The organism is Streptomyces sp. NPDC086549, assembly GCF_044746205.1.
GTDB lineage: Bacteria > Actinomycetota > Actinomycetes > Streptomycetales > Streptomycetaceae > Streptomyces.
In genome coordinates, this window is the sequence record NZ_JBIVBS010000009.1 from 200,403 (window position 1) to 212,792 (window position 12,390).

General features: G+C 68.0%; 10 protein-coding genes. 6 read left to right on the forward strand and 4 right to left on the reverse strand.

The window, feature by feature from the left end; translation table 11 throughout:
• Window positions 1-6: 6 nt before the first annotated feature.
• On the forward strand, window positions 7-1,473 hold the full coding sequence (locus tag ACIPSA_RS27370) for an aminotransferase class V-fold PLP-dependent enzyme (protein WP_402638974.1): 1,467 nt from the start codon (window positions 7-9) through the stop codon (window positions 1,471-1,473).
• A gap of 39 nt (window positions 1,474-1,512) precedes the next feature.
• Here the strand turns inward: ACIPSA_RS27370 and ACIPSA_RS27375 are convergent, their stop codons facing one another.
• Together ACIPSA_RS27375 and ACIPSA_RS27380 are read right to left on the reverse strand one after the other, a co-directional pair.
• Window positions 1,513-3,237 carry an ATP-binding cassette domain-containing protein gene (locus tag ACIPSA_RS27375; protein WP_402638976.1) on the reverse strand — a complete coding sequence of 575 codons (1,725 nt, stop codon included), beginning with the start codon at window positions 3,235-3,237 and terminating at the stop codon, window positions 1,513-1,515.
• 67 nt (window positions 3,238-3,304) lie between these two features.
• Complete coding sequence (locus tag ACIPSA_RS27380) at window positions 3,305-3,826, reverse strand: MarR family winged helix-turn-helix transcriptional regulator (protein WP_402638978.1); 522 nt, start codon at window positions 3,824-3,826, stop codon at window positions 3,305-3,307.
• 125 nt (window positions 3,827-3,951) lie between these two features.
• Here ACIPSA_RS27380 and ACIPSA_RS27385 point away from each other — a divergent pair, with 125 nt between their 5' ends.
• From ACIPSA_RS27385 to ACIPSA_RS27395, 3 genes are all read left to right on the forward strand, one after another.
• Window positions 3,952-4,578: an isochorismatase family protein gene (locus ACIPSA_RS27385; RefSeq protein WP_402638980.1), complete on the forward strand. Its 627-nt coding sequence runs from the start codon at window positions 3,952-3,954 to the stop codon at window positions 4,576-4,578.
• A 213-nt stretch (window positions 4,579-4,791) separates the two neighbouring features.
• Window positions 4,792-6,054, forward strand: coding sequence for a serine hydrolase domain-containing protein (locus ACIPSA_RS27390; protein ID WP_402638982.1), 1,263 nt, complete (start codon window positions 4,792-4,794; stop codon window positions 6,052-6,054).
• Between the two features lie 556 nt (window positions 6,055-6,610).
• Window positions 6,611-7,276: an NAD(P)H-binding protein gene (locus tag ACIPSA_RS27395; protein ID WP_402638984.1), complete on the forward strand. Its 666-nt coding sequence runs from the start codon at window positions 6,611-6,613 to the stop codon at window positions 7,274-7,276.
• A 224-nt stretch (window positions 7,277-7,500) separates the two neighbouring features.
• Here the strand turns inward: ACIPSA_RS27395 and ACIPSA_RS27400 are convergent, their stop codons facing one another.
• Window positions 7,501-8,337, reverse strand: coding sequence for a helix-turn-helix transcriptional regulator (locus tag ACIPSA_RS27400; protein ID WP_402638986.1), 837 nt, complete (start codon window positions 8,335-8,337; stop codon window positions 7,501-7,503).
• A gap of 169 nt (window positions 8,338-8,506) precedes the next feature.
• On the opposite strand from ACIPSA_RS27400, the gene ACIPSA_RS27405 reads away from it, so the two are divergent.
• Complete coding sequence (locus ACIPSA_RS27405) at window positions 8,507-9,268, forward strand: SDR family oxidoreductase (RefSeq protein ID WP_402638988.1); 762 nt, start codon at window positions 8,507-8,509, stop codon at window positions 9,266-9,268.
• A gap of 108 nt (window positions 9,269-9,376) precedes the next feature.
• Here the strand turns inward: ACIPSA_RS27405 and ACIPSA_RS27410 are convergent, their stop codons facing one another.
• The gene (locus tag ACIPSA_RS27410) at window positions 9,377-10,204 is read right to left on the reverse strand and encodes an SDR family oxidoreductase (RefSeq protein WP_402638990.1); all 828 of its coding nucleotides are present in this window, start codon (window positions 10,202-10,204) and stop codon (window positions 9,377-9,379) included.
• Window positions 10,205-10,794: 590 nt separating this feature from the next.
• Between ACIPSA_RS27410 and ACIPSA_RS27415 the strand changes: the two genes are divergently transcribed.
• Window positions 10,795-12,390, forward strand: coding sequence for an NAD(P)-binding domain-containing protein (locus ACIPSA_RS27415; RefSeq protein ID WP_402638992.1), 1,596 nt, complete (start codon window positions 10,795-10,797; stop codon window positions 12,388-12,390).

The window sequence follows — 12,390 nt, forward strand, 5'->3', positions numbered from 1 at the left end:
GCTTACATGGAAACGGCGGACACGACCGGACACATACGTGGTGGGGGAGCGGATGGTCCCGACGGCTTCGCAGAGCTGCGGGCACGCGAATTCGGCTTCCTCGACGAGGGTGGACACACCTACCTCGACCACACGGGTGCCGGACTGGCCCCGCGCTCCCTTGTCACGGGAAGCGCGCAGCGGATCACCGGCGGGCTGTTCGGGAACCCGCACTCGGAAAGCCCGGCCTCCCTCGCCTCCGGGCTTCTGCTCGCCGAGGCCCGCGAGGCGGTTCTGCGGCACTTCAACGCCGACCCTGCCGAGTACACCGTGATCTTCACCCCCAATGCGACGGGCGCCCTGCGACTGGTCGGTGAGGCGTATCCCTTCACGCGCGGCGGCAGGCTCGTGATGCCGATCGACAATCACAACTCGGTCAACGGCCTGAGGGAGTACGCGCGGTCACGGGGCGCCGCAACCGTGTACGTACCCGTGAGCGGGCCCGACCTGCAGTTGGACGAGAGGCGACTGCGGGCCGCTCTATCCACACGGGATCGGCGACCGGGCCTCCCGCGAGGGCGCGACGGCGGCCACTCACGCGGACTGCTGGCATATCCGGCGCAGAGCAACTTCACCGGCGTCAAGCACTCGCTGGAGTGGATCGAAACCGCCCAGGAGCACGGCTACGACGTACTGCTCGACGCGGCGGCCTTCGTACCGACCAACGCTCTGGACCTGGGCCGGTACCACCCGGACTTCACCGTGGTCAGCTGGTACAAGGTCTTCGGACATCCCACCGGCGTCGGCAGCCTGATCGCCCGCCGCTCAGCCCTCGCCAAGCTGCGCCGCCCCTGGTTCGCGGGCGGCACGGTCTACGCGGTGAGCGCCCAGGCTCAGTGGCACGTCCTCGCCGACGACGAGGCCGCCTTCGAGGACGGTACCGTCAACTTCCTGTCCATACCGGATGTGACCGCCGGACTCGCCTGGATCGAGCGCATCGGGATGGACCGCGTGCACGCCCATGTCACCGCGCTGACCGGCCAACTGCTCGCGGGCTTACGGACGTTGCGGCACAGCGACGGTTCTCCGATGGTCCGGGTGTACGGTCCCGGCCGTGCCGATGCGGCCCGCGGCGGCACGGTCGCGCTGAACCTGTTCGGGGCGGACGGCCGGATCATCGACGAACGCATCGTCACGCGCGACAGTGCCGCACGCGGCATATCCCTGCGTACGGGGTGCTTCTGCAATCCGGGTGCCGGCGAAGCGGCCTTCGCCCTGCCGCTGAGCCGATTGCGCTCGGCGGCCCGCAAGCAACTCAGGTCGCTGGAAGGCTACTTGGAGCTGCTCCGGCTGCCCTCGGGGGGTGCTGTCCGAATCTCCCTCGGGGTGTCGTCTCTGCCCAAGGACATCGAGACGTTCCTGTCGTTCGTGACGCAGACCTATCGGGACCAGGTGCCGGAGGTGGCGGGTCTGGCCCCGCGAGTGGGTTGTTGAGCCGGCAGGTGCTCAAGGAGTCGGTCCGCGGGGGCGGGTTCATCGCCCCGCCCGGCTCCTCACCGCCCCCTGCTTGCACTTGCGCACAAGGATCACCCATGTCCAGGCCAGGAACGTCAGCGCGAAGGCCGCCAGGATCAACCACCCTCGGCTCGGCGGATGCCCGAACGAATCGCCGTACGACGCCAGCAGAGGCGGCCCCAGCGGCGAGCCACCCTCACGCCACAGCGACTCCAGACCGACTCCGCCGCCCAGTGCCTCGAACGCCCAGCGATTGGTCATCGCCCAGCTGATCGCCTCTCCGGCCCCTGTCATCCGGGGCACCGGCACGAAAGCCCCCGAGAACAGCACCTGGGGAAAGCAGAGCAACGGAAGCATCAGCGTCGCCTGCCCTGGCTCCGACACCGCCGCCGATGCGAGCAGCCCCAGCGAAAGAGCGGCAGCCGAGGCGAGCACACTCGACGTGAACAGCGACCCGTAGGTGCCCCAGCCCGCCGCGGGCAGCCGGTCCCAAGCGCGCAGCACGGCCAACAACAGCGCGTCGGCAACCGCGAGCACCGGCAACATGGTCGTGAGCTTCGAGGCGACGTACGGACCGATGCGCAGGCCCGCGAGCCATTCGCGACGCAGTACGGGCAGCTCGGTGCAGATCTGAAGCAGCCCGTACGTCAGTCCGAAGAAGAATGCGCCGAACGCGATCCAGAACATGATCATCGCTGTCGACCCCGGATCCGGAGCCACGGGATCGAACGCGCCCGCGCGGAACAGCAGCGCGAACATCGCTACGATCATCACCGGTGACCCCGCCAGGACGGCGACCGAGAGCCGGTTGTGCAGCAGCAGCGCCGTACCGCGACGGGTCAGCAGTGCCCACTGGCGCAGGGCACCAACACGCGGTGTTTTTCGGTTTCGTGACACGATGTCAGGCTGATGGACGTCGTCGGTCCGATGGATGTCGTCGGGCGCGGCATGCTCGACGCGTACGCCGTCGGCCACCGCCCGGTACACCTCCTCGACGGTATCGACCCCGAAAGCCCCGCACAGAGCGGTCGGTTCGCCCGCGTACGCGACCTTGCCACCGGACGTGAGGAACACGACCTGGTCGCAGCCGAGCAGATCGGCGAGGACGTGGGTGGTCATGACGACGGTGGTGCCGTCCTCGGCGAGTGCGTGCAGGGTCCGCAGCAGGTCCGCCCCCGTGACCGGGTCGAGCCCGGACGTCGGCTCGTCGAGGAAGAGCACCCTCGGCCGGGTCAGCAACTCGACCGCGATACTGGCCCGTTTGCGTTCACCGCCGCTCAGCGCACGCACGGGCGTCCCGGCCCGCTCGGAGAGGCCGAGGGTGGCCAACACCCGGTCGACGGTCACGGTGACGGTTTGGGCCGACGTGCCCGGAGGCATGCGCAGGCCCGCCGCGTATACGAGCGTTCGGTGCAACGACAGTTCGCGGTGGATGATGTCCTCCTGAGGAACAAATCCGAACTCCCGCCCCGGAGGCCCTGGTTGTTCCCCGTTGTGCAGCACCTCTCCCTCGGTGGGCGCGCCCAGTCCCGCCAGAATCTCCAACAGAACCGTCTTGCCCGCGCCGCTGCTCCCGGCGATCACGGTGAGTTGCCCGGGCGCGATGTCGAGCGATATGTCGTGCAGCACCCGACCGGCCCCGCGAATGTCCCGGCCCACCCGACGTGCCTGTAGGGACAGGCCGTCGACCGACGGGAGGGGAACATCGGTGGGGGCGCCTGGGCGCATGGGCGACGTCGACATGGGTGCAGCATGCCAGGGGAGTCTTCTCGGCGTCGCCTCGAAGGAGGGCTCCATCAGCCTCGGTTGCTCAGGTGCTGTGGTCGTGTCCTGGTGCCGTGGTTGTGGTGATGGTGTTGCGTTGGAGTTCGGCGACGCGGTGGAGTGCGGTCTTGAAGGCGGCGTACTCCTGTGTGCCCAGTGCTTTCGCGTGGCGTTCTTCGATGGTGCGCATGATGGAGGCGGCGGTCTGCATCTGGAGGAGGCCGCGTTCGGTGGGGTGGATCAGTTTGGCGCGGCGGTCGGCGGGGTCGGGTCTGCGTTCGACGTAGCCGAGGCGTTCGAGGTCGTCGATGAGGGAGCCGATGACCTGTTTGTGCTGTCCGGAGGTGCGGGCGAGTTCGCTGGCCCGGATGCCGTCGGTGCGCAGGTGGGCGAGGACGGCGCCGGCTCGGGGCGGGATGTCGTCGAAGCCCTGCTCGGCGAGCGTGTTGAACAGTTCGCGCTGCACGGAGAGGAGGACCTGGGCGGCGAGCACGCCGAGGTCCGGTTCCTCGGTCGGGTGCCCGGTCAACGCTTCTCCCGTCCCGGCGGTCACCCGCCGCTGAGCCATGTGACCTGCAATTTTAGTTGTTGCACGCCGGAAGACGCGAGGTATACCCTTCAAGTAGTCACTGATATTGACTATCAAGATAAGTGACCAATGAAGCTGTGGCTCCACCCCCAGAGGAGCGGAAGATGAGCGAGCGCAGCAAGTTCCTGGAGCCGATCACCCGGGAGAACGCCGCCGTGGTGCTGGTCGACCACCAGGTCGGCCTTCTGTCCGGTGTCCGGGACATCCCACTCGAAGAGCTGAAGCACAACGTGGTGGCGCTGGCACGGGCGGCGACCGTGCTGGGGATCCCGCTGGTCGTCACCACCACCGCTGCCGACAGTATGTGGGGGCCGACCGCCCCCGAGCTGGTCGAGGCGCTGCCGGCGGGACTGAAGATCATCGACCGCAGTACGGTCAACGCCTGGCACGACGACCGGGTCCGCGAGGCCATCGAGGTCACCGGCCGACGCAAGCTGATCTTCGCCGGGGTGTCGCTGGAGGTCTGCGCGGCACTGCCCGCGATCTCCGCGACGGCCGCGGGATTCGACGCGTACGTCGCCGTGGACGCCTCCGGCACCTTCAGCCGGACCAAACGGGAGGCGGGACTGCTGCGCATGCAGCAGGCGGGCGTCGTCCTCAGCGACTACGGCACACTCATGGTCGAGGCCCTGGCCGACAACGCCCTCCCCGAGTCCGGCGCCCTCTACGCCGCCCTCGACATGCCGTTCGCCGTCCTGGTCGGCCAGATCTCCGCGGCCTACCAGGCCTAGGGACCCACCGGCCGACAGTTTTCCGCCGAACCTGTGGACCCAGGTACGCCTGGGGAGCCCGGCCCCTCACATGCGCCGAAGAGCAATACAGTTACTTGGTAGGAGCACGAGGGTTGTGACGCGGTCATGAGGGATTTCCGAGCTGACGACGTTGCTCCGGACCGTGCGCGCCGGATGGGAGCCGGTTGTGGGACGTCGCGCACCGTCCGCCGCGTGGTTCTGCCGGCGTCGTGCGCGGTCCTGATGATCGCTGGTTACGCCTCGCCCTCCGAGGCGAATTTCGCGGACCTCTTCACCGCGTCGGCCCCACCTGCGGCGACGGCGAGTGCTTCCGATCCCATTCCCTCGGCGCTGAAGCCCATCGATCCGGCCGCGTTCCGGTCCACCGTGGAGCGCGCGGCGAAGAAGCTCATGGTTCCCGCCGCGGTGGTCCTTCTCCGCACCCCGCAGGCAACCTTCCGTGCGACCGTCGGCACGACCGAGCTGGGCACGGCCGAACCGCCCACTACGGGTGACCACTTCAGGATCGCCTCCAACACCAAGACCATGACCTCGGCGCTGATCCTCCTCCTAGCCCAGGACGGCAAGCTCCGGCTGAACGACCCGGTGTCCGCCTACGTTCCCGGGGTGCCCAACGGCGGACACATCACCATCGCCGAGCTCCTGAAGATGCGCAGCGGGCTCTACAACTACACCGACGCCCCGGAACTCGCGGCCCGCATGGACGCCGACCCGGGCAAGGCCATGACACCGCAGGAGCTGCTGGCCATCGCGTTCCGGCGCCCGCCGAACTTCGCGCCCGACGCGTCCTACGAGTACAGCAACACCAGCTACGCCCTGCTGGGCCTCGTCGCCGAGAAGGTGGGCGGTCACCCGCTGGCCCAGCAGTTCCGGGACCGGCTGTTCGCCCCGCTCGGCCTGGCGGGGACCTCGCTGCCCGGCGCCGACGACCTCTCCCTCCCCGCACCCTATTCACACGGCTACATGTACGGCGGAACGACCTACGCGCTGATCGACCGGCCCTACCCCGCCGACATTCAGGCCGCGGCCCGGTCCGGAAAGCTCCTGCCGGTGGACTACACACATCAGAACCCCTCTTACGCCACCGCCGCCGGAGGCGTCATCTCCACCGCCGACGACCTGGCCACCTGGATCCGGTCCCTGGTGACGGGCAAGGTCCTCAACCCGGCGTTCCAGCAGCGGTGGCTCCACAGCCCGCAGCCCGAGGACCCGGCCGCGCCTGACGGGCAGAAGTACGGGTACGGCATCGCCCACCAGCGCTTCGGTCCGAACGCCTCGATGTACTACCACGGCGGTGAACTCCCCGGCTTCAACTCCTTCATCGGCTACGACCCGGACAACGAGGTCACGCTTGTGATCTGGACGAACCTGACCCTGTCGCCCGATGGCCGGACCACGGCCCAAGCGCTGCTGCCCACAGTCCTCGACCAGGTCTACGCCGGCCTTCCGGGCTGACGCCGTCGAGCTCATCCACTCATCGGGCCATCGGGCCCCTGAAGACATCGGCCCACGAGGCGCTTCAGAAGGCACACCTGCACGCACATCTGGAATGCAACGGCAGCAAGACGTGCGCGCGCTTCGAGTGCCTCATCGAGGCCGCCACCGAACCTGGCGACCTGCGCCGCAGACTGGACCTGGAACAGCACATGGATGCCTGTTCCTGCTGCACCCTGGCAGTGGCCCACATTGCACAAGACGGCGACGGCCAGCAGCTACACCCAGAACTACGTTCCCTCCGACGCGGTCGACGGGGACACCAGGACCTACTGGGAAAGCACCAACAACGCGCTTCCCCCGGTGGTTCGAGAAGGACCTCGGGGCGGCCACCGGCGTCCGCAGGCTGGTGATGAATCTCCCGCCTGACGCGGACTGGAACATGCGCTACCGGAAGTTGACCTTCACGGCAAACACGGGTTGGCCCGCCGCGCAGCTCTCCGAACTGCGGCTCTTCCGCTTCTGACACACATCGACTATTTTACACATGTTAAATAGATGTGGAAGGAGTGTCGACATGAAGGTGATTCTCTTCGGGGCATCAGGCATGGTCGGTCAAGGAGTGCTCCGCGCATGTCTGGAGGATCCGGGGGTGACCGAAGTCATCGCTGTCGTCCGAAGGCCGCTCGGACGGAATGATCGCAAACTTCGTGAAGTGCTTCACACGGACTTCACGGACTTCGCCCCGGTAGCAGAGGATCTTGCAGGGGCTGACGCGTGCTTCTATTGCCTCGGAGTATCCGCGGCTGGGCGCAGCGCGTCGGAGTACGAGAAGATCACATACATCTATACCGTGGCCGCCGCGCAGGTTGTGGCTGCCGATAATCCGCACTTGACGTTCGTGTACGTATCAGGTGAAGGCACCGACAGTACGGAACAAGGGCGCGTGTCCTGGGCCCGTGTGAAGGGTCGGACGGAGAACGCTCTGATGGCCATGGACATGTACGCATACGCTTTCCGTCCCGGATGGATCCAGCCCGTGCATGGGGAAACCTCCGGCACGAGCTGGTATCGACTGTTCTACCGGCTCACGTCCTGGCTCTATCCGCTCCTGCGCCGTGTGGCACCTCGATATGTCACCAGCACCGAGCATCTCGGGCGCGCGATGATCTCTGTTGTCCGACTGCAGGGTGCTGGGCCGCACATTCTTCGGACACCGCAGATCACACACCTTGGGGCATAGGTCCGGACCCTCAAGGACCCGGACCGTTACGGCTGCCTCGCCGCCGAATCCATCGCGCCGTGGCCGGCCCGGTCGAAGCGGCCCTCGCCACCGCCACAGGCGAGGTCCGTATGGAACGTCCTGGACCGGACGCAACAGCTCAGCCGCTGCTGAAGCTCGGGGCCGACGAGGCTCTGGTGCCCACCGGGGACACCGTGCGGCGTAGGCGGTGGTCCCCGCTGGTGTCAGGTGCGCGGCGTGGCCGACTGTGTCGTCCAGCTTGCCAGCACGGTGAGCTTCTCGGCGGTCTCGGAGCCTGGGGAGGCCGTGTAGACGACCAGCAACTGGTCCGGATCTGCCGGAAGAGCCAACGTCTCGTAGCCGAGTTCGAGGTTGCCCACCTCGGGGTGCCGCATGCGTTTGACGCCGTGCGATTTCTCCTTGACTTGATGGTCCGCCCACAGGCGGCGGAACGGTTCGCTGCCGAGCGACAGTTCGCCGACCAACTCGGCCAGGCGCTGGTCGTGCGGATGCCGCCCGGCATCGAGCCGCAGATACGCCACGGTCTCGGCGGCCACGGCGTCCCAGTCGAGATAGAGGTCCTGGGCCGCCGGGTCGAGGAAGGCGTACAAGGCCTGGTTACGCCGCCCGTCCGGCATGCGGGAGAAACCCGATACGGCGTCGCCGAGTGCGTTCCACGCCAGCACGTTCATACGGCGGCCGAGGACGAAGGCGGGAGCATGAACGGAGTCCAACAGCAGCTGGACTCCCGGACGGAGCCGCTGACTGCCGCGCGGGCGTGCCGGCCGCCGCTGCGGGCGGGCCAGGTCGCGCAGGTGCGCCTGCTCGACCTCGTCGAGTCGCAGCACCCGCGCTATGGAGTCGAGGACCGCGTCCGACACGCTCGGCCCGCGGCCCTGCTCCAGCCGGATGTAGTAGTCGACGCTCACCCCGGCCAGCTGCGCGACCTCCTCGCGGCGCAGGCCCGGCACACGGCGGCGCCCGTGCTCCTGCAGCCCGACCTCGTGCGGCTGGATACGCGCACGGCGCGAGCGCAGAAACTCCCCCAGGTCAGTGTTCATGGCACGCAAGCCTAGGCGACGGGCCGCGCGCCAAGCCTGGTACTGCCGGACCCAGGAAAACCATGGCCCTGGGTAAGGGCAGGGGAGCGCCACAGTATTGCCGGTGTCACTGATGAGTCCCGTTCAGCGGCTGTCACCTGCTGAGGCACCGACAAGGAGCACGTCGAAGATGAGCTACAAGAACCTGTCCGGCCGCACCGCCGTCGTCACCGGGGCCGCCAGCGGTATGGGCGAGGCCACGGCCCGTCTGCTCGCCGCCCACGGCGCCCGCGTGGCCCTCTTGGCGCGTCGCGGCGACCGGCTGGCCGAACTGACAGAGAAGATCACCGCGGACGGGGGCCAGGCCCTTGCGGTGCAGGTGGACGTCACCGACCAGGAGAGCATCACACGCGCAACGGAGCGCATTCACCGTGCGTATGGGCAGGCCGATCTGGTCGTCAATGGTGCCGGCGTCATGCTGCCCAACCCGATCGCCGACGGCCGCGATGACGAGTGGACCCGCATGATCGACACCAACCTCACCGGTGCACTGCACATCGTCCGCGCCTTCGTGCCCGACCTGATCGCCGCGGCAGCCGATGGCCGCCCCGCCGATCTGATCAACATCTCCTCCATCGGTGCCCACGTCGCCTTCCCCAACTACGCCGTCTACGGCGCCACCAAAGCCGCGCTCACCCACCTGTCCGCGACCCTGCGCACCGAACTGGGCCCGCGCAACGTCCGCGTCACCAACATCGAGCCGGGGCTCACCGGTACCGAACTGGGCGGCCACATCGACAACACCGAGCTCAGCCGTCAACTCGACGGCATGTTCACCGAGATCGACGCTCTGACCGCCGACGACATCGCCGATCTGATCGCGTACACCACCAGCCGCCCGGCCCGGGTCAACCTCCGTCAGGTGGTGATCCTGCCGACCCGGCAGGCATAGACCGCAGAGACGTCCGGCCTGCCGGGAGCGAGAGTCTTCGAGGACGGTCTGCAGGTGGTCGGCGGCCGGCCCGGCATCCGGCTCCGTGGCCGGGCGCCGGCCGGGCGGTCACGCCGGTGCCCTGCAGAACTGGTGAGCACCGCGCAGCGTGGTGCGTAGATTCCGCTGGGTCGCCCGGCAGTCGAGGCGCACGTCCAGGGCGCCGGGAAGTGTGCTGTCGGCCCGCAGGCCCGTGGGCAGCCGGGAGGCGTCGAGGCCGTCACGCCTGGCGATGAGGATGCCGAGCTCGTGACGGCTCAGAGCGTCGGATCCCGCGAGATGGTGGACGCCGGTCGCGTCGTACGACGCCAATTCCAGAAGGGCGGCGGCCAGGTCGGCGACGTGCACCGGACAGCGGATGTCGTCGGTGAACAGGGCGCCTTCGCGGGTGCCGGCGGCGAGGTCGTGCACGACGCGCTCATGTACGGAACGCCCATCGCCGATGATCAGCGACGTGCGGGCGACGACGGCCTCCGGGTGTACGAGGAGGACCCCGGTCTCCGCCGCCGCCTTCGCCGCTCCGTACGGGGTGACGGGGTCAGGCAGGCAGGACTCGTCGTAATGGACTCGGGCACCGGAGAACACCGCGTCGCTGGACACGTGGACCAGGCGGCTTCCGTACTTCGCCGCCGCCATCGCCAGCCGGACGGGGCCCTGCGCCGTAACCGCCCAGTCGGCATTGCCGCTCGATGCGTTGACGACGAGACGTGGGCCGACCTCGGCCATGACGGCGTCCACGCGTCCGGTATCCCGCAGGTCGAGTGGGTACCAAGCGACCTCGGAGATGTTGCCGGGCTTGGTCGCGTAGGTCGCGGCCGTTGCGTGCCCGGCCGTTGTCGCCTGCCGGATCAACTCGGTGCCCAGGAAGCCGCTGCCGCCGATGATCACAACTGTCATGATGCGACACGGTAGACCGGTCCCGGTTGGCACCGGACACGGCACCGCTGCAGAAGTCGAGCCAGAGCCTCCGGGGGGCGTCGCTTCGACGTGAGTCGGGGGGTCGCTCGCGGCGCGGACCATCTGATGGGCTACCGCACAACCCAGGGTGGGCCAGTGAGGAGCGGCCCGGTCGGTGAACCTGTCGAATTCCTGTCATCGCCGACGCCCCGTTGCAGCTGACTGCAGCTGGTTACTACTGTGCTCATTGAGATTTCAAAGGGAAATCCAGCGGAAGGGTCTGTCATGCCCCTGCCCGACTGTACTGCTGTGCTGCTCGAGGCCGTCGCTGCGACCGCCCTCCGAAACTCCCTCTCGGCCTGTAAGGAACGCGGGTTGCTGTCGGCTGGTTGACCCGCTTCGGCCGATGCCCGCCTGCCGGCCTGCGTCCCCGGACCCTCGCTCCCTTCCGCCGGGGCATGCACCGTGGTGGTCGGTTTCCGCGATCGTCAGGCGTGCGGGACGGCGCCCCAGCGCTTCGTGCCACCGCGCCTCTCTCTTACCCCTCACCAGTCTCCAGCACGTCTTCGCTGGAGCAGAAGGAGCGATCGATGCAGCGAACCATGGACAGCGAACCTCTCGATTACGTTGTGGTCGGTGCCGGTCCCGCCGGACTCCAGCTCGGGCAGTTACTCCAGGCGGCAGGTCACGGATACCGGATCCTGGAGAGCGGCCAGGCGCCGGGAACGTTCTTCCGTACCTTTCCCCGCCACCGCAAGCTGATCTCCATCAACAAGGTGTACAACGGCACCGACGACCCCGAGCTGAACCTCCGGATGGACTGGAACTCCCTGCTGTCCCCGGACCCCGAGCTGCTGTTCGCCCGCTACAGCAGGCGCTACTTCCCGCACGCCGACGACCTGGTGCGCTATCTGGCCGACTTCGCCGAGGCGTTCAAGCTGGACATCGCCTACGACACCCGGGCTGTACGGATCGGGCGCGGCCCGGACGGCGTGTTCACCGTCACCGATCAGCGCGGCCACGAGCATCGCGCCCGACGCCTGGTGATGGCCACCGGACTGACCCTGCCCAACACCCCGGACATTCCAGGCATCGAGACCGCCGAGGACTACTCGGTCGTCTCGGTGGACCCCGAGGACTTCACCGACCAGCGTGTCCTCATCCTCGGCAAGGGCAACTCCGCCCTGGAGACCGCGGACAATCTCATCGAGACCGCGGCGGTGATTCATGTGGCCGGCCCGCACTCCGTCCGGATGGCCTGGAACAGCCACTACGTCGGGCACCTGCGCGCGGTCAACAACAACTTCCTCGACACCTACCAGCTCAAGTCGCAGAACGCTCTGCTGGACGGCCACGTCCTGTCGATCGACAGGGACGACGACGGACGCTACCGGGTCCGTTTCAGCTTCTCGCGGGCCGATGAGGTGGTGAAGGAGCTGCGCTACGACCGGGTCATCGTGTGCACCGGCTTCCGTTTCGACGCCTCGGTGTTCGCCCCGGAATGCCGGCCCGAACTGGTCATCAACGACCGCTTCGCCGCCCTCACCCCGGCGTACGAGTCGGTGAACGTGTCCGGCCTGTATTTCGCCGGCACCCCAATGCAGCAGCGCGACTTCAAGAAGTCCACCGGCGGCTTCATCCACGGATTCCGGTATGCCGTACGCGCCCTGAGTCGCATCCTCGACGAGCGCCACCACGACCGGCCCTGGCCGCACCGGCCGCTGGACGCCACCGCGCCCACGCTCGCGGACGCGGTGGTGACCCGGGTCAACCGCAGCTCGGCGCTGTGGCAGCAGTTCGGCGTCATCGCAGATGTGCTGGCCACGCCGCCCGGCGAAACGGCCCGCTACCACGAGGAGGTGCCGGTCGCCTACGCCCACGGCAGTCCACTCACCGAAGGCGGCGACTACTTCACCATCACCCTGGAGTACGGGCCCGACCACGACAAGGTCGACCCCTTCGACATCACCGTGCGCCGCACTGCCCAGAACTCGGTCGACGACGCGTTCGACGCGTCCTATCTGCACCCGGTGATCCGCCACTTCCGGGGCGGCGAACTGCTCGGCGAGCATCACATGGCCGAGAACCTGGAGAACGAGTGGGACCACCCGGAAGTACACCACGCTCCGCTCGCCGAGTTCTTCGCGCGGGAACTGGAACGTCGGCCCAGCACCGCCGGGCGGTGA